The 21,920-nt window shown below is 65.2% G+C and carries 19 protein-coding genes; 11 read left to right on the forward strand and 8 right to left on the reverse strand.

The window, feature by feature from the left end; genetic code table 11:
• Positions 1 to 46 precede the first annotated feature (46 nt).
• From odhB to ACWAT4_RS02010, 4 genes are read left to right on the forward strand one after another with little or no spacing between them, the layout of a single operon-like run.
• Positions 47 to 1,282, forward strand: coding sequence for a 2-oxoglutarate dehydrogenase complex dihydrolipoyllysine-residue succinyltransferase (odhB, locus tag ACWAT4_RS01995; protein ID WP_212444441.1), 1,236 nt, complete (start codon positions 47 to 49; stop codon positions 1,280 to 1,282).
• A gap of 55 nt (positions 1,283 to 1,337) precedes the next feature.
• Positions 1,338 to 2,099, forward strand: coding sequence for an SDR family oxidoreductase (locus tag ACWAT4_RS02000; RefSeq protein WP_449729685.1), 762 nt, complete (start codon positions 1,338 to 1,340; stop codon positions 2,097 to 2,099).
• A 56-nt stretch (positions 2,100 to 2,155) separates the two neighbouring features.
• Positions 2,156 to 3,556, forward strand: coding sequence for a dihydrolipoyl dehydrogenase (gene lpdA, locus ACWAT4_RS02005; protein ID WP_212303157.1), 1,401 nt, complete (start codon positions 2,156 to 2,158; stop codon positions 3,554 to 3,556).
• A gap of 34 nt (positions 3,557 to 3,590) precedes the next feature.
• Positions 3,591 to 4,121, forward strand: coding sequence for a hypothetical protein (locus ACWAT4_RS02010; protein ID WP_212303156.1), 531 nt, complete (start codon positions 3,591 to 3,593; stop codon positions 4,119 to 4,121).
• A gap of 79 nt (positions 4,122 to 4,200) precedes the next feature.
• Here the strand turns inward: ACWAT4_RS02010 and ACWAT4_RS02015 are convergent, their stop codons facing one another.
• Both ACWAT4_RS02015 and ACWAT4_RS02020 read right to left on the reverse strand, forming a co-directional pair.
• Positions 4,201 to 4,794, reverse strand: coding sequence for a DUF4337 domain-containing protein (locus ACWAT4_RS02015; RefSeq protein ID WP_212303155.1), 594 nt, complete (start codon positions 4,792 to 4,794; stop codon positions 4,201 to 4,203).
• A 103-nt stretch (positions 4,795 to 4,897) separates the two neighbouring features.
• A complete protein-coding gene (locus tag ACWAT4_RS02020; RefSeq protein ID WP_449729686.1) occupies positions 4,898 to 5,863 on the reverse strand; it encodes a tyrosine recombinase XerC in 966 nt (321 codons plus the stop codon).
• 112 nt (positions 5,864 to 5,975) lie between these two features.
• On the opposite strand from ACWAT4_RS02020, the gene ACWAT4_RS02025 reads away from it, so the two are divergent.
• Positions 5,976 to 8,186 (forward strand): primosomal protein N', encoded by a 2,211-nt coding sequence (locus ACWAT4_RS02025; protein ID WP_212444446.1) that lies wholly within the window; start codon positions 5,976 to 5,978, stop codon positions 8,184 to 8,186.
• A 187-nt stretch (positions 8,187 to 8,373) separates the two neighbouring features.
• On the opposite strand, the gene ACWAT4_RS02030 is transcribed toward ACWAT4_RS02025, so the two are convergent.
• On the reverse strand, positions 8,374 to 8,880 hold the full coding sequence (locus ACWAT4_RS02030) for a septal ring lytic transglycosylase RlpA family protein (protein WP_212303152.1): 507 nt from the start codon (positions 8,878 to 8,880) through the stop codon (positions 8,374 to 8,376).
• 648 nt (positions 8,881 to 9,528) lie between these two features.
• Here ACWAT4_RS02030 and ACWAT4_RS02035 point away from each other — a divergent pair.
• The 6 genes from ACWAT4_RS02035 (at position 9,529) to ACWAT4_RS02060 (ending at position 16,489) form a co-directional block, all read left to right on the forward strand.
• Positions 9,529 to 10,089 (forward strand): F0F1 ATP synthase subunit delta, encoded by a 561-nt coding sequence (locus tag ACWAT4_RS02035; protein WP_449729687.1) that lies wholly within the window; start codon positions 9,529 to 9,531, stop codon positions 10,087 to 10,089.
• The gene (gene atpA / locus ACWAT4_RS02040; protein ID WP_212303150.1) at positions 10,089 to 11,618 is read left to right on the forward strand and encodes a F0F1 ATP synthase subunit alpha; all 1,530 of its coding nucleotides are present in this window, start codon (positions 10,089 to 10,091) and stop codon (positions 11,616 to 11,618) included. The genes ACWAT4_RS02035 and atpA overlap by 1 nt, the downstream gene beginning before the upstream one ends.
• A 174-nt stretch (positions 11,619 to 11,792) precedes the next feature.
• Complete coding sequence (locus ACWAT4_RS02045; protein ID WP_212444447.1) at positions 11,793 to 12,665, forward strand: F0F1 ATP synthase subunit gamma; 873 nt, start codon at positions 11,793 to 11,795, stop codon at positions 12,663 to 12,665.
• An 83-nt stretch (positions 12,666 to 12,748) separates the two neighbouring features.
• Positions 12,749 to 14,182 (forward strand): F0F1 ATP synthase subunit beta, encoded by a 1,434-nt coding sequence (atpD, locus tag ACWAT4_RS02050; RefSeq protein ID WP_212303148.1) that lies wholly within the window; start codon positions 12,749 to 12,751, stop codon positions 14,180 to 14,182.
• An 89-nt stretch (positions 14,183 to 14,271) separates the two neighbouring features.
• Positions 14,272 to 14,679, forward strand: coding sequence for a F0F1 ATP synthase subunit epsilon (locus ACWAT4_RS02055; RefSeq protein ID WP_212303147.1), 408 nt, complete (start codon positions 14,272 to 14,274; stop codon positions 14,677 to 14,679).
• A gap of 151 nt (positions 14,680 to 14,830) precedes the next feature.
• Positions 14,831 to 16,489, forward strand: a complete 1,659-nt coding sequence (locus tag ACWAT4_RS02060) for an adenylate/guanylate cyclase domain-containing protein (RefSeq protein WP_449729688.1) — start codon at positions 14,831 to 14,833, stop codon at positions 16,487 to 16,489.
• Between the two features lie 116 nt (positions 16,490 to 16,605).
• On the opposite strand, the gene ACWAT4_RS02065 is transcribed toward ACWAT4_RS02060, so the two are convergent.
• The 5 genes from ACWAT4_RS02065 to ACWAT4_RS02085 form a co-directional block, all read right to left on the reverse strand.
• Complete coding sequence (locus ACWAT4_RS02065) at positions 16,606 to 17,106, reverse strand: RNA pyrophosphohydrolase (protein WP_212424071.1); 501 nt, start codon at positions 17,104 to 17,106, stop codon at positions 16,606 to 16,608.
• 123 nt (positions 17,107 to 17,229) lie between these two features.
• Positions 17,230 to 17,736, reverse strand: coding sequence for an RNA pyrophosphohydrolase (locus tag ACWAT4_RS02070; protein ID WP_212424070.1), 507 nt, complete (start codon positions 17,734 to 17,736; stop codon positions 17,230 to 17,232).
• A gap of 72 nt (positions 17,737 to 17,808) precedes the next feature.
• Complete coding sequence (locus tag ACWAT4_RS02075; RefSeq protein ID WP_449729689.1) at positions 17,809 to 19,041, reverse strand: divergent polysaccharide deacetylase family protein; 1,233 nt, start codon at positions 19,039 to 19,041, stop codon at positions 17,809 to 17,811.
• A 140-nt stretch (positions 19,042 to 19,181) separates the two neighbouring features.
• Entirely contained in the window at positions 19,182 to 20,543 is a 1,362-nt protein-coding gene (locus ACWAT4_RS02080; RefSeq protein WP_212303142.1) for a S41 family peptidase, read from the reverse strand.
• Positions 20,540 to 21,883 (reverse strand): murein hydrolase activator EnvC family protein, encoded by a 1,344-nt coding sequence (locus ACWAT4_RS02085; RefSeq protein ID WP_449729690.1) that lies wholly within the window; start codon positions 21,881 to 21,883, stop codon positions 20,540 to 20,542. Before ACWAT4_RS02085 ends, ACWAT4_RS02080 begins: the two co-directional genes overlap by 4 nt.
• Positions 21,884 to 21,920 lie beyond the last annotated feature (37 nt).

A 21,920-nucleotide genomic window follows, 5' to 3' on the forward strand; every position in this document is an offset into this window, starting at 1 on the left:
ATCCGGAATTCATGACCGCATTGGCGATCCCCTTAAGGAAAAGACCATGACTGAAATTCGTGTGCCGACGCTCGGCGAATCCGTCACCGAGGCCACCATCGGCCGCTGGTTCAAGAAGGCCGGCGATGCCGTCGCCGTCGACGAGCCCTTGGTGGAGCTCGAGACCGACAAGGTCACCATCGAAGTCCCGGCACCCTCCGCCGGCACGCTGAGCGAGATCATCGCCGCCGACGGCACGACCGTCGCGGTCGGCGCGCTGCTTGGGCAGATCACCGAAGGTGCTGCTGGTGCAAAGCCCGCCGCTGCTCCCGCAAAGCCTGCGGCGGCCCCGGCTCCGGCTGCTGCCGCGCCGGCTCCCGCCGCAAAGGCGCCGCCGGCCGATGCGCCGCTGGCGCCATCCGTGCGCAAGCTCTCCGCCGAGAGTGGCGTCGACGCCTCGACCGTTCCGGGCTCCGGCAAGGACGGCCGCGTCACCAAGGGCGACATGCTTGCCGCGATCGAGCGTGCGGCCTCGGCGCCGACCCCGGTCAACCAGCCCGCCGCCGCCGTGCAGGTGCGCAGCGCTTCGCCGGCCGATGACGCCGCCCGCGAAGAGCGCGTCAAGATGACCCGCCTGCGCCAGACCATCGCGCGCCGCCTCAAGGACGTGCAGAACACCGCGGCCATGCTGACGACCTTCAACGAGGTCGACATGACCAACGTCATGGCGCTGCGCGCCCACTACAAGGATGCGTTCGAGAAGAAGCACGGCAGCAAGCTCGGCTTCATGGGCTTCTTCACCAAGGCTGTCGTGCAGGCGCTGAAGGACATCCCGGCCGTCAACGCCGAGATCGACGGCACCGATTTGATCTACAAGAACTACTACCACATCGGCGTAGCCGTCGGCACCGACAAGGGTCTCGTCGTGCCGGTGGTGCGCGATTGCGACCACAAGTCGATCGCCGACATCGAGAAGGGCATCGCCGATTTCGGTCGCCGCGCCCGTGACGGCCAGCTCAAGATCGACGAGATGCAGGGCGGCACCTTCACTATCACCAATGGCGGCATCTACGGTTCGCTGATGTCGACCCCGATCCTGAACGCGCCGCAGTCCGGCATTCTGGGCATGCACAAGATCCAGGATCGCCCGATGGTCGTCGGCGGCAAGGTCGAGGTTCGTCCGATGATGTATCTGGCGCTGTCCTACGATCACCGCGTGATCGACGGCAAGGAAGCCGTCACCTTCCTGGTTCGCGTCAAGGAGAGCCTGGAAGATCCGGCGCGCCTGGTGCTCGATCTCTGATCCCTGATGCTCTGCGAGCGCCGTCGTCCCTTGGTGCGACGGCGCGTGTCGAACCATGGAGGCGCGCGTGACGGATAAGGTCGTTGTCATCACCGGCGGCAGCCGCGGCATTGGTCGTGCGACCGCGCTTGCGGCGGCCGCACGCGGCTTCCGTGTCGTGGTCGGCTATGCCAGCAACAAGCAGGCCGCCGACGAGGTCGTGGCGCAGATCGAGGCCAGCAACGGCAAGGCGATCGCGGTGAAGTGCGACGTCGCCGAGGAAGGCGATATCCTCAGCCTGTTCAAGGAAGCCGACAAGTTCGGCACGTTGGGCGCGCTCGTCAACAATGGCGGCATCGTCGGCAAGAGCGGCGTGCGCGTCGACGAGATGTCGGCGGAGCGCATCCAGCGCGTGATGGCGGTGAACGTCACCGGCTCCATCCTTTGCGCGCGCGAAGCGGTGAAGCGGATGTCGACCAAGCATGGCGGCAAGGGCGGCGTCATCGTCAATTTGTCGTCGGTCGCCGCCAAGCTCGGCTCGCCCAATACCTATGTCGACTATGCCGCGTCCAAGGGCGCGATCGATTCCTTCACCATCGGCCTCGGCTATGAGGTCGCAGGCGAAGGCATTCGCGTTGCGGGCATTCGCCCTGGCCTGATCGACACCGAGATCCACGCCGCCGGCGGCGAGCCCGACCGCGCCCATCGTCTGGCCCACATGGTGCCGATGAAGCGCGTCGGCACGGCGGACGAAATCGCCAAGGCCATCGTCTGGCTGCTGTCGGACGATGCTTCTTACATCACCTCAGCCATTCTCGATGTGTCCGGCGGACGCTGACGCGCCGACGGACGCTGACACATCCTCATCACGCTAAACTTACGGGACTTTCTCTCATGGCTACCTACGATCTCGTCGTCATCGGCACCGGACCCGGCGGTTATGTCTGCGCGGTGCGCGCAAGCCAGCTCGGCATGAAAGTCGCCGTGGTCGAAAAGAACGCAACCCTCGGCGGCACCTGCCTCAATGTCGGCTGCATGCCGTCGAAGGCGCTGCTGCATGCGTCCGAAATGTTCGAGGAAGCCGGGCATTCCTTCGCCAAGATGGGCGTCAACGTTTCCGCGCCGAAGCTCGAGCTGCCGGCGATGATGAACTTCAAGCAGCAGGGCATCGACGGCAACGTCAAGGGCGTCGAGTTCCTGATGAAGAAGAACAAGGTCGACGTGCTCAAGGGCACCGGCAAGATCCTCGGCACCGGCAAGGTCGAAGTCTTCGCCGACGGCAAGTCGCAGGTGATCGAGACCAGGAACATCGTCATTGCCACCGGCTCGGACATCGCGCGGCTCAAGGGTATCGAAATCGACGAGAAGCGTATCGTGTCCTCGACCGGCGCGCTGTCGCTGGACAAGGTCCCGGGCAAGCTTCTGATCGTCGGCGCCGGCGTGATTGGCCTCGAGCTCGGCTCGGTGTGGAAGCGGCTCGGTGCCGAAGTCGTCGTCGTCGAATTCCTCGATCGCATCCTGCCCGGCATGGACGGCGAAATTGCAAAACAATTCCAGCGCATCCTCGAGAAGCAGGGCTTTGCGTTCAAGCTCGGCGCCAAGGTCACCGCGGTCGACACCTCGGGCAAGACGCTGAAGGCGACGATCGAGCCGGCCGCCGGCGGCGCCGCCGAGACACTGGAAGCCGACGTCGTGCTCGTCTGCATCGGCCGCGTGCCCTACACCGACGGTCTCGGGCTGAAGGAAGCCGGCGTTGCGCTCGATCCCCGCGGCCGCGTGCAGATCGATCCGCATTTCGCCACCAGCCTGAAGGGCGTCTATGCCATCGGCGACGTCGTCGCCGGCCCGATGCTCGCGCACAAGGCCGAGGATGAGGGCGTTGCCGTTGCGGAGATCATCGCGGGTCAGGCCGGCCACGTGAACTACGACGTGATCCCGGGCGTCGTGTATACCACCCCGGAGGTGTCTTCCGTCGGCAAGACCGAGGAAGAGCTGAAGCAGGCCGGCGTCGCTTACACCGTCGGGAAGTTTCCCTTTACCGCCAACGGCCGCTCCAAGGTCAACCAAACGACCGATGGTTTCGTGAAGATTCTCGCAGATGCGAAGACCGATCGCGTGCTCGGCGTGCACATTATCGGCATTGAGGCCGGCGAAATGATCCATGAAGCCTGCGTTCTCATGGAGTTTGGCGGCAGTGCGGAAGATCTCGCTCGCACCTGCCACGCGCACCCGACCCGCTCGGAGGCCGTCAAGGAAGCCGCGCTTGCAGTCGGCAAGCGGGCCATCCATATGTAGGCACGCGCCCAGCGCTGGATCGGGCGGGAAACATATGCTGCGCCGCCTTCTTCAACCGGTCTGGGTCCTGCTGGCGATCATCTTCCTGATCGAAGCCTGGCTGTGGGACCATCTCGAGCCGATCGTCGCGCGGGTCGTCGCACTGATCCCGCTCGCCCGGTTCAAGGCATGGCTGGCCGAGCGCGTCGACGCGCTGTCGCCGGCGATGACGTTGATCGTCTTCGCCGTCCCGATCATCCCGCTGTTTCCGCTCAAGCTGGTCGGCCTGTGGCTGCTCACGCATGAATATTGGACCAGCGCGGTCTTCACGATCCTGTTCGCGAAGATGCTCGGCGTCGGCGTCACCGCCTTCGTGTTCGACGTCACGCGCGACAAGCTTTTGGAGATGCACTGGTTCGGGCGGCTCTACGAGCTCGTGCTGAAAGTGCGCGCCAAGGCGACCGAGCTGGTCGCGCCGGTCAAGCAGCGCATCCGCGAACTGATCAAGGGCAACGGCGAAGGCTGGTCCTCACGCACGCTCCGTCTGATCCAGCGCTTCCGCAAGAGCGTGCACGAGGCGCGGTGAACCTTCTCGGGTGTCGTCCCGGCCTGGTGCGCAATTGCGCAACGTGGGCCGGGATGACAGCGGAGCGAGTGGCGCCCCTTCACCCGTGCAGATGCAACAGATGCGGCGCCCATGCGCCGAGCATGGTCATGCCGAGGCCGGCGAGCGTCAACAGCCCAGCGATCCAGGCCAGCGGCAGCATGCCGGTGATGATGGTGGCGGATGCCAGCACGATGCCGATCTGGAACGCGGCCGAGGCCAGCTCGAAGTGATGATATTTCGCGGTCGCCTCGTCGCGCTCGTGCTCGGCGTGCTTGGCCTTCTCGGCGAGCTGCTCGGTGCCTTCGCCGGTCTCGGGCTCGGAGCGGTAGCGCGCCGAGGTCTTCTGCCAGTCGTCGATCTGCTTCTGCACCGTGGCCTTCATGGCGTCGTCGGAGGCGGTGCCCAGCGTCAGCTTGCCCTGCTCGGCGGCGGTCTGCACGACCGTGCGGCGGATGCTCTTGGCCTGGAAGAATGCCCAGAGGTTGGAGGCTTCGACGTTCTTGCTGATCGACTCGGTCTGGGCGCCCTTGCCGAGCGTTTCCGAGATCGCCAGAAACAGCGCCAGCACCGCGATCAGAAGGGCGATCTTCTTGTTCTCGCCCGATGCGTGCTCGGCATGCTCGGCGTGCTCCATGCTCTCGTGTGCGCTCATAAGTCCCTCCTGTCTGAAGTTCCCCACGATTGACCGAACCGCGGGCGCCGCGCAAGAGGCACGCGCGCTGTGACAGCTTCATGTCAGGGAATGAGCGAGCTCGTCAGCGCCTTGGATGCGCGCTTGCATAGACTTCCAGCAGGCGCTCGGAATCGATGCCGGTATAGATTTGCGTGGTCGAGAGCGAGGAGTGGCCGAGCAATTCCTGGATCGCGCGCAGATCGCCGCCGCGCGAGAGCAGATGTGTGGCGAAGGAATGGCGGAGCGCGTGCGGCGTGGCGCTGTCGGGCAGGCCGAGCGCGCCGCGCAGCCGCTCCATCGCGAGCTGGATGATGCGCGGGCTGAGCGGACCGCCGCGCGCGCCGACGAAGATCGGCCGCTCCGCCGGCAGCGCATGCGGGCACAACGCGACATATTCGTCGATCAGCGCCAGCACGTTCTGCAGCACCGGCACCATGCGGGTCTTGTTGCCTTTGCCGGTGACGACGAGCACGTCGCCTTCGCCCGCCTTCGGCACCTCGCGGCGCTTCAGCCCCAGCGCCTCGGAGATGCGCAGGCCTGATCCATACAGCAGCGCCATCACCGCGGCATCGCGGACCAGAATCCAGGTCTCGCGATCCTCGCCGGCGCGCTCGTCGGCGTCAGCGAGGCGTTTTGCCGACGCCATCGGCAATGGCTTCGGCAGGCTTTTCGCGACCTTGGGCGCACGGATGGCGGAGAGCGCGCCGACCCTGCCCTTGCCCTCGCGCTCGAGGAAACGTCCGAACGAGCGCAGGCCCGCCAGCGCGCGCATCAAGGAGCGGCCGGCAATATCGTCGGCGCGGCGCATCGCCATGAAGGCGCGCACGTCAGTGGCTTCGAGGTTCGCGAACCGCGCCAGCGTCACGCGCTCGCCCCAATGGCTGCACAGGAAATCCAGGCATTGCCGCAAGTCGCGGCCATAGGCCTCCAGCGTCTTCGGCGACAGCCTCCGCTCGGCGCCGAGATGCGACAGCCAGCGCGCCATCTCCCGCGCGATCGAGGGATCGGCGCTGGCGAGCTCGAGTGGCGGGGCGGCTGCTTTGCTCATGCGCTCTGGACGGAATGATTCCGCACAGTATATCGCATCACACAAGTTTACTGTTCGCTAAGGCGGCTCCACGGCGCTAGCCTTGAGGTCCCCAGGTTCCGATTCTCTGTTCATGGATCATTCGACGCGCAGCCAAACTGCTCCCGCCAGCACGACCCGCATGGTCGACGTGCTGGTGCCGGTCGCGCTCGACCAGACCTATTCCTACAAGGTGCCGCGCGGCATGGAGCTGAAGGCGGGCGATCTCGTCGGTGTGCCGCTTGGTCCGCGCGAGGTGCTCGCCGTGGTCTGGGCGGAAAACGCCAATCCCGATCCGCGCCTGCACAACCGCCTCAAGGAGGTCAGCGAGAAGCTCGACGTTGCGCCCTTGAAACCCGAGCTGCGCTCCGTCGTCGACTGGGTCGCGAATTACACGCTGAGCCCGCGCGGCATGGTGCTGCGCATGTGCCTGCGGATGGGCGAGAACCTCGGCCCCGAGCGCGTGCGCGCCGGTGTGCGCCTGGTCGGCGATCCTCCGCGGCGGCTGACGCCGGCCCGGGCGCGCGTGATCGAGGTGCTGTCGGACCGGCTGCTGCACGGCAAGTCGGAAGCCGCCAAGGAAGCCGGCGTGTCCGCCGGCGTGATCGACGGCCTGGTCGACGAAGGCACGCTCACGGTCGAGCCGATGCCGCCGCCGCCCCCGCCGCCGGCCCCTGATCCGGAATTCGGCCGGCCGGATTTTTCGCCGCTGCAGCGTGCCGGCGTGGATGCGATGCGCGCGCTCGCGGCCAACGGCACCTTCCACGTCGCGCTGCTCGACGGCGTCACCGGTTCGGGCAAGACCGAGGTCTATTTCGAGGCCGTGGCGGAAGCCATCCGGCGCGGCAAGCAGTCGCTGATCCTGATGCCGGAGATCGCGCTCACCGGCCAGTTCCTCGATCGCTTCGCGCAGCGCTTCGGCGTACGACCGATCGAATGGCATTCCGAGCTCACGCCGCGCACCCGCGCGCGCAATTGGGCCGCGATTTCGGAAGGTACCGCGCCGGTCGTGGTCGGCGCCCGCTCGGCGCTGTTTCTGCCCTACGCCAATCTCGGCCTCATCGTCGTCGATGAAGAGCATGACCAGGCCTACAAGCAGGACGAGGGTGTGCATTATCACGCCCGCGACATGGCGGTGGTGCGCGCGCATATCGCAAAGATCCCGATCGTGCTGGCCTCCGCCACGCCATCGGTCGAATCCGAGGTCAATGCGCGCAAGAACCGCTATCAGCGCGTCGCGCTGCCCTCGCGCTTCGGCGGCCAGCACATGCCGCATATCGAGGCCATCGACATGCGCCGCGAGCCGCCGGCGCGCGGCCGCTACATCTCGCCGCGGCTCGCCGGTGAGATCAGAAAGGCGATCGAAAAGCGCGAGCAGGCGCTGCTGTTCCTCAATCGCCGCGGCTATGCGCCGCTGACGCTGTGCCGCGGTTGCGGCCATCGCTTCGCCTGCACCATCTGCGATGCCTGGCTGGTCGATCACCGCTTTCGCCAGCGCCTCGTCTGTCATCATTGCGGCTTCTCGATGCCGCGTCCGCCGACCTGTCCGCATTGCGCAGCGGAGGAATCGCTGGTTGCCGTCGGTCCCGGCGTCGAGCGCCTGCAGGAGGAGGCGGCCGCGCTATTCCCCGATGCCCGCACCATGGTGCTGTCGAGCGATCTCATCACCTCGATCGAGACGATGCGCAGCGAGCTTGCCGAAATCGCGGAAGGGCGCGTCGACATCATCATCGGCACGCAGCTCGTCGCCAAGGGGCACAATTTCCCGCGGCTCAATCTGGTCGGCGTGGTCGATGCGGATCTTGGCCTCAGCAATGGCGATCCGCGCGCGGCGGAACGGACCTGGCAATTGCTCAACCAGGTGATCGGCCGCGCCGGGCGCGAGCAGGGCCGCGGCGTCGGCTACCTGCAAACGCATCAGCCCGATCATCCCGTGATGAAGGCGCTGATCGCCTGCGACCGCGAGGCCTTCTACGACAGCGAGATCGATTTGCGCGAGAAGACGCTCTATCCGCCGTTCGGCCGGCTCGCGAGCCTGATCATTTCCGCAGGCGACCGTCCGAGCGCGGAGGGCCTCGGCCGCAAGCTCGTGGCATTGGCGCCGCGCGACGAGCGCGTGGTCGTGCTCGGCCCGGCCGAAGCCCCGCTCGCCGTCATCAAGGGCCGCTACCGCTTCCGCATCCTGGTGAAATCGGCGCGCGGCTTTGATCTCTCGGATTATTTGCGCAACTGGCTTGCGGTGTGCCCGAAGCCGAAGGGGAATCAGAAGCTCGAAGTGGATGTCGATCCGCAGAGCTTCTTGTAGGCTCCGCCGTCGCCACCTCCTTTGTCGTCATTCCGGGTTCACGCTTCGCGTGCCCTGGAATGACAGAACATAAAAAAGCCCGCGGTCCCCCAAGACCACGGGCTTGTTTCACGCGCGCATCAAACTGCTCATGTCGCTGCGGACGATGAGGAAACTACGCGTGTGAGATCAGGCGCGAAGCGCGCCGTTAGGAGACGACTTCCGCGGTGACGCGACCGACGCCGGCGCCGGTGAGGCCGATGGCGCGGGCAGCGCCGGTGGAAAGATCGAGCACGCGGCCGCGCACGAACGGGCCACGGTCATTGATGGTGACGATGACGCTCTGGCCGCCATGGGTGACGCGCAGCTTGGTGCCGAACGGCAACGAACGGTGCGCCGCGGTGAGGGCGTTCTGGTTGAAGCGCTGGCCCGACGCGGTCCGGCTGCCGGACTCGTTGCCGTAATAGGAAGCCATGCCCGAGAAGCTGCGGCCCGTGCCCGACGTCGGCGTCATCGACGCATTGGCATTGCGCCAATCGGAGGTCGCGTTGGAATCGTTCTGGGCGTGATGCCGGTGATGGTGAGAGGCCCTGTGGTGATGCCGGGATTTGGCGGAAGCCTCGGTGGCAGTTCCACCGACGATGAGAGTTGCGGCGACGAATGCAATCGCCGTACGCGGCCGGGTCACGGTGCCCAGCGTCTTCAAAGACAGCATTTAATGGTCCCTACGATAGTATTGCCACATATGTGGCTAGTGGAGCCCCTATCAGTTTGTGAGCGGGTTGGCGTTTCGATTCCTAATGAGGCATGAATTGGGCAGTAAATCCGTTCCGAGCCCCGCTGAAATATCTTGTGATCTGAATCGATATTCGAACGATGTTTCGTGTTCCTATCCTTTAACGATTCGTTAACTAGATAATTACTTGCGAATACTGTAAAGCGAAGTTGTTATTCTTCATGTTTAGAATTGGGTAAGTATTCGGCGGCCCAGGCGGGCGCGGTTGCAGTCACGCCTCAGCGAGCTGTGTTCATGGCCGCTATGCGTTCAGGGCAGGAACAAAAGTGCCCCTGGCCGCCGTAACGCTCACGGCAATTCCGTGACATGGCAGCCCGCCGCGTGGCCGCTCCGGAAGGTGTCGCAATCTGCGACGAACTGGCGACAGAACGTCGTGCCTTTAGTTTGGCGTCATGTTGCACGTGCGCGCCTGCTATGTTAGCAAAGCCGCGATTTTAACGAGCCCGGCACTTCCCGTGTCGGTCGAAAATCGAAGTCCCGCTTGAATTCCAAGGGCTTGGATCGCTAGGCGCCGCGTTGTGGCGACGGTTTTTCCCTTGCGAATTTGACAGCAAAAAGAGCGCGTCTGTGGCTGCAGAAGATACGTCCGTTTCAGGTGTGTCGGGCCGTTATGCAACGGCCTTGTTTGAACTGGCCCGCGACCAGAAGTTGGTCGACGAGGTCAAGGCCGATCTCGACAAGTTCGAGGGTCTGCTGAACGAGAGCGTCGATCTGAAGCGTCTCGTCCGTAGTCCGGTTTTCGCGGCTGACGCCCAGTCCAAGGCCCTTTCGGCCGTTCTGGACAAGGCGGGCATTGCTGGCATCTCCGCCAATTTCCTCAAGGTGCTGACCGCCAACCGCCGCTTGTTCGCGGTGGCTGACGTCATCCGCGCCTACCGCGCCCTCGTCGCCAAGTTCAAGGGCGAGACGACCGCGGACGTCACGGTGGCGGAAGCGCTCTCTGACAAGAATCTCGACGCTCTCAAGGTTGCCCTGAAGTCGGTGACCGGCAAGGACGTCGCGCTCAACGTGAAGATCGATCCCTCGATCATCGGTGGCCTCGTCGTGAAGCTTGGCAGCCGCATGATCGATAGTTCGCTTCGCACCAAACTCAATTCGATCAAGCACGCGATGAAAGAGGCAGGCTGATGGACATCCGCGCCGCGGAAATTTCCGCGATCCTCAAGGACCAGATCAAGAATTTCGGCCAGGAAGCTGAAGTCTCCGAAGTCGGACAGGTGCTGTCCGTCGGCGACGGTATCGCCCGCGTCTACGGTCTGGACAACGTCCAGGCCGGTGAAATGGTCGAGTTCGAGAACGGCACCCGCGGCATGGCGCTGAACCTCGAAACCGACAACGTCGGTGTCGTTATTTTCGGTGCCGACCGCGAGATCAAGGAAGGCCAGACCGTCAAGCGCACCCGCGCCATCGTGGACGCGCCGGTCGGCAAGGGTCTGCTCGGCCGCGTGGTCGACGGCCTCGGCAACCCGATCGACGGCAAGGGCCCGATCCAGGCCGACAAGCGTATGCGCGTCGACGTCAAGGCGCCGGGCATCATTCCGCGCAAGTCGGTGAACGAGCCGATGGCGACCGGCCTCAAGGCGATCGACGCCCTGATCCCGATCGGCCGCGGCCAGCGCGAGCTGATCATCGGTGACCGTCAGACCGGCAAGACCGCGATCGCGCTCGACACCATCCTGAACCAGAAGCCGCTCAACGCGCAGCCCGACGAGAACATCAAGCTGTACTGCGTCTACGTCGCGGTCGGTCAGAAGCGTTCCACCGTTGCCCAGTTCGTGAAGGTGCTGGAAGAGCAGGGCGCGCTCGAATACTCGATCGTCGTCGCCGCCACCGCGTCGGATCCGGCGCCGATGCAGTACATCGCGCCGTTCACCGGCTGCACCATGGGCGAGTACTTCCGCGACAACGGCATGCACGCCGTCATCATCTATGACGATCTGTCCAAGCAGGCAGTCGCCTACCGCCAGATGTCGCTGCTGCTGCGCCGTCCGCCGGGCCGCGAAGCCTATCCCGGCGACGTGTTCTATCTGCACTCCCGCCTGCTCGAGCGCGCGGCGAAGCTCAACAAGGACCAGGGCTCCGGCTCGCTGACGGCGCTGCCGGTCATCGAAACCCAGGCCAACGACGTGTCGGCCTACATTCCGACCAACGTCATCTCGATCACCGACGGTCAGATCTTCCTGGAAACCGACCTGTTCTTCCAGGGCATCCGTCCCGCGGTGAACGTCGGTCTGTCGGTGTCGCGCGTCGGTTCGTCGGCGCAGACCAAGGCCACCAAGAAGGTCGCCGGCAAGATCAAGGGCGAGCTCGCGCAGTACCGCGAAATGGCGGCGTTCGCGCAGTTCGGCTCCGACCTCGACGCCTCGACCCAGCGCCTGCTGAACCGCGGTTCGCGCCTGACCGAGCTCCTGAAGCAGCCGCAGTTCTCGCCGCTGAAGATGGAAGAGCAGGTCTGCGTGATCTGGGCCGGCACCAACGGCTATCTCGATCCGCTCCCGGTCAACAAGGTGCGTGCGTTCGAGGACGGTCTGCTGTCGCTGCTGCGTGGCAAGAACGCCGACATCCTCAACTCGATCCGCGACAGCCGCGACCTCTCCGACGACACCGCTGCCAAGCTGAAGTCGGTGGTTGAGGGCTTCGCGAAGAGCTTCGCTTAAGCGCGTTCATGGCCGGGCTAAAGCGCGAAGCGCGTCTTCGCAATTGACGTCCCGGCCATCCACGCTTCACGGCGTGGAGACAAAGACGTGGATGCCCGGGACGAGCCCGGGCATGACGACTGGGATAGGCTAGCGGCTCGATCATAAGCGTCGAACCGCCGGGGTGAACGAAGAATGGCTTCACTTAAAGACATGCGCGTCCGCATCGCCTCCACCAAGGCGACGCAGAAGATCACCAAGGCCATGCAGATGGTCGCGGCCTCGAAGCTGCGCCGCGCGCAGACCGCCGCGGAAGCTGCACGTCCCTATGCCGACAAGATGAGCGCGGTGATCTCCAACATCGCCAGCGCCGCCGCGGGTTCGCCCGGCGCGCCGGTGCTGCTGGCCGGCACCGGCCGCGACCAGGTTCATTTGCTGCTGGTTTGCACCGGCGAGCGCGGCCTGTCCGGCGCCTTCAACTCGTCGATCGTGCGTCTCGCCCGCGAGCGGGCCCAGGCGCTGATGGCGCAGGGCAAGGAAGTGAAATTCTTCTGCGTCGGCCGCAAGGGCTACGAGCAGCTCCGCCGCCTGTTCGACAAGCAGATCGTCGAGCATCTCGACCTGCGCAGCGTTCGGCAGCTCGGCTTCGTCAACGCCGAGGACATCGCCAAGAAAGTTCTGGCGCGATTCGACAACGGCGAGTTCGACGTCTGCACGTTGTTCTACTCCCGCTTCCGCTCGGTGATCGCGCAGATCCCGACCGCCCAGCAGATCATTCCGCTGGTCGTCGAGGAGGGCGCTGCCGCTGCCACGACCTCTTACGAATACGAGCCGGAAGAGGACGAAATTCTCACCCGTCTTCTGCCGCGCAACCTTGCGGTCCAGATCTTCCGCGCGCTGCTCGAGAACAACGCTTCGTTCTACGGCGCTCAGATGAGCGCGATGGACAACGCGACGCGCAACGCCGGCGAAATGATCCGCAAGCAGACGCTGGTCTACAACCGCACGCGTCAGGCGCAGATCACCAAGGAACTGATCGAAATCATCTCGGGTGCCGAGGCCGTCTGACCAAGACGCTTCAGTAACCGTCAAACGCAACATCCCGGTCAAATTGACCGTGGCCTACAAGTTCGGATCGAAGGAGACATTCAATGGCAGCCCAGCTCGGTCGCGTCACCCAGGTCATCGGCGCCGTCGTCGACGTGCAGTTCGAGGGCCACCTGCCGGCCATTCTCAACTCGCTCGAGACCAAGAACGGCGGCAACCGCCTAGTGCTCGAAGTCGCCCAGCATCTCGGCGAGTCCACCGTCCGCGCCATCGCGATGGACACCACCGAAGGTCTGGTCCGCGGCCAGGAAGTGACCGACACCGGTTCGCCGATCCGCGTTCCCGTCGGTGAAGGCACGCTCGGCCGCATCATCAACGTCATCGGCGAGCCGATCGACGAAGCCGGTCCGGTCAAGACCGAAGGCCTGCGCGCGATCCACCAGGAAGCGCCGACCTACACCGACCAGTCGACCGAAGCCGAAATTCTCGTCACCGGCATCAAGGTCGTCGACCTTCTCGCGCCCTACGCCAAGGGCGGCAAGATCGGCCTGTTCGGCGGCGCCGGCGTCGGCAAGACCGTGCTGATTCAGGAGCTGATCAACAACGTCGCGAAGGCGCACGGTGGTTACTCCGTGTTCGCCGGCGTCGGCGAGCGCACCCGCGAGGGTAACGACCTCTATCACGAGTTCATCGAGTCCAAGGTCAACGCCGATCCGAAGAATCCGGATCCGAGCGTGAAGTCGAAGTGCGCGCTGGTGTTCGGCCAGATGAACGAGCCCCCGGGTGCCCGCGCCCGTGTCGCGCTCACGGGTCTGACCATCGCGGAAGACTTCCGCGACCAGGGCCAGGACGTGCTGTTCTTCGTCGACAACATCTTCCGCTTCACCCAGGCCGGCTCGGAAGTGTCGGCGCTGCTCGGTCGTATTCCGAGCGCCGTGGGTTATCAGCCGACGCTCGCGACCGACATGGGCGCGCTGCAGGAGCGCATCACCACCACGCAGAAGGGCTCGATCACCTCGGTGCAGGCCATCTACGTTCCGGCCGACGACTTGACCGACCCGGCGCCCGCGACTTCGTTCGCGCACTTGGACGCGACCACCACGCTGTCGCGCTCGATCGCTGAAAAGGGCATCTATCCGGCGGTGGACCCGCTCGACTCGACCTCGCGCATGCTCTCCCCGCTGGTCGTCGGCGAAGAGCATTATGCGGTCGCCCGCCAGGTCCAGCAGGTGCTGCAGCGCTACAAGGCGCTCCAGGACATCATCGCCATTCTCGGCATGGACGAGCTTTCGGAAGAGGACAAGCTGACCGTGGCCCGCGCCCGCAAGGTCGAGCGCTTCATGTCGCAGCCGTTCCACGTCGCCGAAATCTTCACGGGTTCGCCGGGCAAGTTCGTCGACCTCGCCGACACCATCAAGGGCTTCAAGGGCCTGGTGGAAGGCAAGTACGACCACCTGCCGGAAGCCGCCTTCTACATGGTCGGCACGATCGAAGAGGCGGTCGAGAAGGGCAAGAAGCTGGCGGCGGAAGCTGCCTAAGGCGCGAATGGCGAATGGGGAGTAGCGAATGGTTTCGCTGCTCCTCCCCGCCACTCGCTATTCGCCATTCGCTATTCGCAAGGTTTCCCATGGCCACCTTCCACTTCGATCTCGTCTCTCCGGAAAAGCTCGCGTTCTCGGGCGAAGTCGACCAGGTCGACATTCCCGGCGTCGAGGGTGACTTCGGCGTGCTGGCAGGTCATGCGCCGGTCGTGGCTGCGATCCGTCCCGGCATCCTCACCGTCACCACCGGCGGCAAGCACGAGAAGATCATCGTGCTCGGCGGTCTCGCCGAAGTCTCCGAAAAGGGCCTGACCGTGCTCGCCGACGTCGCGACCTCGCTGGCCGAGCTCGATCGTGCCCAGTTCGCCGAGACCATCTCGGAGATGGAAGAAGGCCTGAAGGAGCACGAAGGCGGCGAGCTCGATCAGGCCATCGCACGGCTCGATCATTTCAAGAGCATTCAGCAGCAGCTCAATACCACGGCTATGCACTAAGCCCCGGCGCACCTGCTCCGGGGCATCGGGTCTAGAATTCCTGAATAAGTTCAGCGCTCGTCACGGAAGTGGCGGGCGCTGAAACTTTGTTGCACCGCGCCGGAACTAGCGGCATTCTGCGACCGCGAATTTGTTCCGGGGCGGGTAGCAGATGAAACGCAAGATCGCAGCGATTTTCGCAGCCGATATTGCCGGTTACTCAAGGCTGGTCGCGGAAGACGAGGAAGAGACGCTGCGGCGTCTGGCATCCTATCGCGAAGTCATCGACGACTTCATCGCCAAGGCCAGCGGACGCATCTTCAACACCGCCGGCGATGCCGTGCTCGCGGAATTCCCGAGCGCGGTGGACGCGGTGCGCTGCGCGATCGACATCCAGGAGAGCTTGCGAACCCGCAACATGGCCTATCCGCCGAGCCGGCAGATGTCGTTCCGGATCGGCATCACCATCGGCGACGTGGTCGAGCGCAACGGCGATCTGCTCGGCGACGGCGTCAACATCGCGGCGCGGCTCGAAGGGCTAGCCGAGGTCGGCGGCATCTGCGTCTCCCGCGCCGTGCACGAGCAGGTCGCCAACAAGCTGTCGGTGCAGTTCGCCGATATCGGCGCGCAGGAAGTGAAGAACATCCCGACGCCGGTGCACGCCTACATGGTGGCGATGCGGCGCGAGGACGGATCCTATGCGACGCCGCAGCTGAAGAAGGTCGCCAAGGCGGAGCCCGCGCCGAACTGGATGTGGCCGCTGGTGGTCGGCGTGGTCTCGGTCGTCGCGATCGGCGTCGGCGGCTTCCTCTACTTCACCAAGCTCGAGACCGCGCAGGTCAAATCCACTGCGGCATCGCCCGTGCCAAGTCCGGCTGTTGCGCCGTCACCCAGCCCGACGCCGACGGTGGCCGAGAAGGCGCCCGCGCCCCTGCCGACATCGACGCCGACGCAGACCACCACGACGGCCGCGATGCCGACGCCGATCCCGCCGCCGGCCGCATCCGCCGGCAAGATTGCCGTGGATGCGGTGCCGTTCATCGGCGAGCGCCAACGTGCCTCTCTCAGCAACGAATATGCCGCCGCCGGCGACTACAAGGCCTTCGCCCTCAACATAGGCGGCTTCACCGGCTCCGCGCTCAATCAGCCGAACGAGGAGGCTGCGCGCAATACCGCGCTCGACCAGTGCCAGAAGCGCGCCGATGCCGCGCAATCGCCGCGGCGTTGCGAGCTCTATGCGCTCGGCAACAAGGTCGTCTACAGCCGCGGCAATCCGCCAATGCCGCCGCAGCCCTGGGTGCGGCACGACCCCACGACCGAGCGCCCGTTCGTGGCGAAAGATTTTCCGATGCTGCGTGATCAGGCCAGGACGCGCGTGGAAAACATGTACGCGCCGGCGGCAAAATCGCGCTCGGTCGCGCTCGGTCCGGGCGGGCAATATTTCATGGCGCTGGGGGCATCATCGCCTGAGGAAACGACGCGGCGTTCGCTGGAATCCTGCGGTGCGTTTGCAGGCTCGGCCTGCATGATCGTGGCGGTCGACGATGTCTTCGTCGTGCCGATTCCGACCCTGCTGAGGCCCAACGGCTTCTTCCATGCCGCGACCAATTCCTCGATCGTGGCCGATGCGCGCGACGAGGTCGTGCGCAAGCTCGGCGAAGGCACGGGTTGGAATGCGGTCGCCGTCGGCACCGCAGGCCGCCCCGGCCTCGGCCTCAAGGCCGCTGACGAGCAGACCGCCGTCAACACCGCGCTCGCCGACTGCGCCAAGCACGACAGCGAGTGCCATGTGATTGCGATCGGCCCGTTCACGGTCGGGCCGACGAATTGACGCGAACGCTTGCGCGCTTGCGCTGATTTCACCGGCTGTCTCAGCAGCTTCGTCGATTCCGCCGCGCATCGCGCCGAAAACCCCCAGCTACTGTGCATGGGGTTGTTTTCGCGTTTTCAGCTTGCGAAGGACGCGAACTCACGCGCCACCGCGCGATAGACCTCGCGGCGGAACGGCACCACGATATCGGCGACGCGGTCGAGACGCTCCCAGCGCCACGCATCGAACTCTGCCGGCTGGCCGTTGCGCGGCGTCAGCGGATCGATCTCGTCATCCTTGCCGGTGAAGCGCAGCGCGAACCACTTTTGGCGTTGGCCGCGGAATTTTGCCAGCCGATGCGTCTGCGGTCCGTCATACGGTGGGAATTCGTAGGTGAGCCAGTCGGTCTCGCCGAGATAGTCGGCGCTGACGACGTTGGTCTCCTCCCAGAGCTCGCGCATGGCGGCATCGCGCAAGACCTCGCCCTCGTCGACGCCGCCCTGCGGCATCTGCCAGTCGAGCCCGGGCAAGATGATCTCGGGGCCGTCGCCCTTGAAGCGGTGCCCGATCAGCACATGGCCATCGGCATTGAAGAGGGCGATCCCGACATTGGGACGGTAGGGTTTTTCGATCGTCACTGATGCATCTTTCGTCATTCCGGGGCGCGCGTTGCGCGAACCCGGAATCTCGAGGTTCTCAGGTGCGCGATTGCGCACCATAGTTCGATGCTGTCGCATCGCCCCGGAACGACGGCAACGGATTTACTCATCCGCGAGCGCGGAAAATTCCTTCACCACGCGCTCGTAGACCGGGCGCTTGAACGGGATGATCAGTGAGGGGAGGTTTTTCATCGGCTCCCAGCGCCAGCTGACGAATTCGGCCTTGTGGCCGCCGCCGCCGGGCTTCTCGACGTTGATCTCGCTGTCCTTGCCGGTGAAGCGCACCGCGAACCACCTTTGGCGCTGGCCGCGGTAACGGCCCTTCCAGGCGCGCCCCGCCACTGTGCGCGGAATGTCGTAGATCAGCCAGTCCGGCACCTCGCCGAGCCGCTCGATCGAGCGCACGCTGGTCTCTTCATAGAGCTCGCGTTTGGCGGCCTCCCAATTGTCCTCGCCGGGATCGACGCCGCCCTGCGGCATCTGCCAGACATGGCCGTCGTCGACATGCTCGATGCCGCCGGCGCGACGGCCGATGAACACCAGTCCCTTCGTGTTGATCAGCATCACCCCGACGCAGGTCCGGTAGGGCAGATCCTCATAACGCGCCATTCCGCCAAACCCTCTCGCGTACTGCCGGGACGCTATCAGGCGCTCAGGCCCGTGGCGTACCAATTCGTTGATTTAGCTGGATTTTGATTTCAGCATCGCGGTTGTCAATGGCACCAAAAGGATACCCCGGTCGCTCAATGTCTTGATCCAGGCGCCGACCCGCTCGATGGAGACTGGCAGTGCGGAGGCGGTGCCGACGGCGACGCCCCGCTCGCGGGCCATCGATTCCAGCTTGTTCAGGGCGCGGTCGATCTCGGTCGGGGTCGGCACCGCGTCGAGCGCGATGTCGCCCTTGCCGAACGGCACCGCCAGGCTCGCAGCTGCCTGCGGCGCGATGCTGCGGGGCGAAGAGCCGTCGTCGAAGAAGCCGAGCCCGCGCTTGGAGGCCTCGCGGATGATCGGCTGCATCGCCGGCTCCGTCGCGACGAAGCGGGCGCCCATGAAATTGGTGATGCCGGCATAGCCCTGCATCCGGCTCAGGTGCCAGTACAGGCGATCGGTATTCTGGTCGGCGGTGAGCGAGGTCAGCAGCGTCTGCGGGCCGGGATCGTTATCCGGGAAGTCGTAGGGCTCCATCGGGATCTGCAGGAAGATCTCGTGGCGCTGGGCGCGGGCGCGCTCGGCGAGCTTGCCGGGGTCGGCGCCATAGGGCGTGAAGGCCAGCGTCACTGCGCCCGGCAGCTTCATGATCGCGTCGGTGGTCTTGGCGGCGCCAACGCCGAGGCCGCCGATCACGACCGCCACGACCGGCATTTTCGCGGCCTTGGCGCGGTCGGCCTCGGCGGCGTAGACGTTGAATGGCTTGAGATCGCCGGAGACCGCGGGGATCATGCCGTAGCGGGATTTCTCCAGCAGTTTCGGGTCGATTCCGGCCATGACTGGCGGCGGGGTTGAGGCAGATTCGCCCTTGTCCGCGGCATCGCCAGCGCCGATCACCACGTCATGGCGTGCGCCGGTCGAGCCGTCGATCATGGTGACGGTCTTGTGCTCGCCGGAGGCGGCCTCTTTCGGTGCCTCCTTGGCCGCGGCCTTGCTCTCCTGGGCGTGCTCTTCGCCGTGGCCCGCGGCGGGCTTCGCGTCCGTCGCCTTGTCCGCTGTCTTGGGATCGCGGATCGCAATCCGTGTCATCGGCTCGCCGCCGAGCGGGTCCTTGTTGAAGATGGCGAAGCCGGCAAAGGCGACCAGGAACAGGCCGAGCATGACCGCCAGCAGTTGCATGGCCGTGAACGGCAGCCGCAGCCGCCGTTTCCGGCGCGGCTTGTCCTGTCCGAGCGGGGCGCTCAGATCATCGGCCGTTTCAGTCATGCGCGATCCCGAATCACTCCACCGACGATACCACGCCGAGGTCAAGCGGCGGCAGGCCGGGATAGGCCGGGGACACCAGGAGTTCCAAGCAAAAAGGGCGGCTCCAGGAGCCGCCCTTTTCGTCAGATCGGTTGGCGCGCCTAGTTCGCCGCTTTCGGCTTGTCCGCAGGCGCGGCCTTGTTGTCGCTGCCCGGCGTGGGCGCTGCGGACGCGCTGTTCTTGATGCCGTGGAGCAGGTCGTCGGCGAGCTTGAGCGCCTTGTCGTCCTTGGCGTCCGGCGGAACGTAGGACTGCGAGCCGGTCTTCTCGTCGCCGTCGTTCTTGAGGTGGCCGCGCAGCGAAGCCTCGCCCTTGGTGTCGGTGCGCGACTTCAGCTCATCCGGCACGTCCTGAAGCACTTCGATGTCGGGCACGATGCCCTTGGCCTGAATCGATTTGCCCGACGGCGTGTAGTAGCGCGCGGTGGTGAGGCGCAGCGCGCCGTTGCCCGAGCCGAGCGGGATGATGGTTTGCACCGAGCCCTTGCCGAACGAGCGCGTGCCGACGATGGTCGCGCGCTTTTGGTCCTGCAGCGCGCCGGCGACGATTTCCGACGCCGAGGCCGAACCGCCGTTGACGAGCACGATGACCGGCTTGCCCTTGGTGAGGTCGCCCGCATGCGCGGTGCGGCGCTGGGTCTCCTCGGCATTACGGCCGCGGGTCGAGACGATCTCGCCCTTCTCCAGGAACGAGTCGGAGACGGTGACGGCCTCCTCGAGCAGGCCGCCCGGATTGTTGCGGAGGTCGATGATGTAGCCCTTGAGCTTGTCGCCGATCTGGGTCGAGAGGTTGGCGACCTCCTTCTTCAGGCCTTCGGTGGTCTGCTCGTTGAAGGTGGTGATGCGGATATAGGCGATGTCGTCGGCCTCGACGCGCGCGCGCACTGAGCGGACGCGGATGTTGTCGCGCACGAGCGTGACGTCGATCGGATTGTCCTGGCCCTTGCGGATGATCTTGAGCTTGATCTTGGTGTTGACGGGGCCGCGCATCTTCTCGACCGCCTGGTTCAGGGTCAGGCCCTGCACCGCCTCATCGTCGAGATTGGTGATGATGTCGTTGGCCATGACGCCGGCGCGCGAGGCGGGCGTATCGTCGATCGGCGAGACCACCTTGATCAGGCCGTCTTCCATCGTGACCTCGATGCCGAGGCCGCCGAACTCGCCGCGGGTCTGCACCTGCATGTCGCGGAAGCTCTTGGCATCCATGTAGCTCGAATGCGGATCGAGGCCGGTGAGCATGCCGCTGATGGCTGACTCGATCAGCTTGGTGTCGTCGGGCTTCTCGACATAGTCGGAGCGCACGCGCTCGAAGACGTCGCCGAACAGATTGAGCTGGCGATAGGTGTCAGCGGTTGCGGCCCGCGCGCTGGAGCCCATGAACACTGCGCGCGGCTGGGTCACGAACAACGTCAGCGCCGCACCGGTGGCCGCGCTGAGGAGGATAACTGAAGTCTTGCGCATCATCCGCGAACCTTCTCGCCTTCATTTGCGGCCCACCATGGGCCTGGATCGATTGGAGTGCCGTCTTTGCGGAACTCGACATACAGCACAGGTTGACTCGCGTTCGTGGCGAGAATGGAGGCGACTTGAGATGTCGATCCCATGGTCGCGACCGGCTCCCCCGTGAGCACAAACTGACCGATGTTGACCGAAATGCGCTCCATCCCGGCGATCAGGACATGATACCCGCCCCCGGCATTGAGGATCAAGAGTTGTCCATAGCTGCGGAACGGGCCGGCATAGACCACCCAGCCGTCGCACGGGGTGGTGACCTGGGACCCAGGCTTGGTGGCCAGCGAAATGCCCTTCTGGACCCCGCCGACCCCGTCGGAACCGCCAAAGTCCCTGATCTTGTTACCGTTAACCGGCAAAGGCAGGAGCCCCTTGGCCGAGGCGAACAGGATCGCCGGGCTGGTCCGGGACCGGTCCTTGAAGACGGCCGGGCCGGGCTTGGCGCTGGCCGCCGCTGCGGCCGCGTTTGCCTCGGCCTGTTTTGCGGCCTCGGCCGCCTTCTCCGCCGCTTTGGCGGCGCTTTGCAGGTCCTGCTCCATCTTGGCGATCAGCCCCTGGAGATCGCCGACCTGCTTTGACAGCGTGATCGCGCGCGAATTCTCGGCGTCGAGATCCTTTTCGCGCGAGGCCTGCTGGCGCTGCCGCTCGTCGACCAGCGCGGTGAGCCGGGTCTGGTCGCTGCGGATCTTGTCGCGGTCGGAGGCGAGCTGGTCGCGTTCGCTCGCGATGCTCTTGCGCAAGGCCACGAGCTCGCCGAGCTCGCTCGCGATCTTCTCGGCGCGGCCGCGCAATTCCGGCACCACGGCGCCGAGCAGCATCGCGGTGCGCAGCGATTGCAGCGCATCCTCGGGCCGTACCAGCAGCGCCGGTGGCGTGCGCCTTCCGGCGCGTTGCAGGGCCGCCAACACCTCGACGATGTCGGCGCGACGCGAATCGAGCGAAGAGCGCGCTTCCTGCTCGCGGCCGTTCAGAGTCCGCAGCCGTGCCTCGGCCTCGTCGATCTTGGTCTCGACGGCACGGACATTGGCGGCGGTGTCGATCAATTGCTGATTGAGCTGGGTGCGATCCTGGCCGAGCGAGGAGATCTCGGCTTTGAGCTTGGCCTGAGCCTCCTCCGCACTCTTCTGCCTGGCGCGCGCGGCTTCCAGCTCCTGCTCGCGCTGCTTGATGGCGTCGGGCGAGACGGCAGCGGCCTGTGGCGCCGTCTGGGCTTGCGCGAGGCTTTCTTCAGCGAAGAGGCTTGCGCTGGCGCAGCTTGCAATCAGCAGCAGATTGAGGATCGGCGCTCGCATCTGTTGGGGCAAGGTTCTTGGGCAAGGTTTCTTGGGC

This window comes from Bradyrhizobium sp. T-1, from assembly GCF_053592855.1.

Coding starts and splice junctions, on each gene's coding strand:
- odhB (WP_212444441.1), top strand. CDS start 47: ATGACTGAAATTCGTGTGCCGACGCTCGGCGAATCCGTCACCGAGGCC.
- ACWAT4_RS02000 (WP_449729685.1), top strand. CDS start 1,338: ATGGAGGCGCGCGTGACGGATAAGGTCGTTGTCATCACCGGCGGCAGC.
- lpdA (WP_212303157.1), top strand. CDS start 2,156: ATGGCTACCTACGATCTCGTCGTCATCGGCACCGGACCCGGCGGTTAT.
- ACWAT4_RS02010 (WP_212303156.1), top strand. CDS start 3,591: ATGCTGCGCCGCCTTCTTCAACCGGTCTGGGTCCTGCTGGCGATCATC.
- ACWAT4_RS02015 (WP_212303155.1), bottom strand. CDS start 4,794: ATGAGCGCACACGAGAGCATGGAGCACGCCGAGCATGCCGAGCACGCA.
- ACWAT4_RS02020 (WP_449729686.1), bottom strand. CDS start 5,863: ATGAGCAAAGCAGCCGCCCCGCCACTCGAGCTCGCCAGCGCCGATCCC.
- ACWAT4_RS02025 (WP_212444446.1), top strand. CDS start 5,976: ATGGATCATTCGACGCGCAGCCAAACTGCTCCCGCCAGCACGACCCGC.
- ACWAT4_RS02030 (WP_212303152.1), bottom strand. CDS start 8,880: ATGCTGTCTTTGAAGACGCTGGGCACCGTGACCCGGCCGCGTACGGCG.
- atpA (WP_212303150.1), top strand. CDS start 10,089: ATGGACATCCGCGCCGCGGAAATTTCCGCGATCCTCAAGGACCAGATC.
- ACWAT4_RS02045 (WP_212444447.1), top strand. CDS start 11,793: ATGGCTTCACTTAAAGACATGCGCGTCCGCATCGCCTCCACCAAGGCG.
- atpD (WP_212303148.1), top strand. CDS start 12,749: ATGGCAGCCCAGCTCGGTCGCGTCACCCAGGTCATCGGCGCCGTCGTC.
- ACWAT4_RS02055 (WP_212303147.1), top strand. CDS start 14,272: ATGGCCACCTTCCACTTCGATCTCGTCTCTCCGGAAAAGCTCGCGTTC.
- ACWAT4_RS02060 (WP_449729688.1), top strand. CDS start 14,831: ATGAAACGCAAGATCGCAGCGATTTTCGCAGCCGATATTGCCGGTTAC.
- ACWAT4_RS02070 (WP_212424070.1), bottom strand. CDS start 17,736: ATGGCGCGTTATGAGGATCTGCCCTACCGGACCTGCGTCGGGGTGATG.
- ACWAT4_RS02075 (WP_449729689.1), bottom strand. CDS start 19,041: ATGACTGAAACGGCCGATGATCTGAGCGCCCCGCTCGGACAGGACAAG.
- ACWAT4_RS02080 (WP_212303142.1), bottom strand. CDS start 20,543: ATGATGCGCAAGACTTCAGTTATCCTCCTCAGCGCGGCCACCGGTGCG.
- ACWAT4_RS02085 (WP_449729690.1), bottom strand. CDS start 21,883: ATGCGAGCGCCGATCCTCAATCTGCTGCTGATTGCAAGCTGCGCCAGC.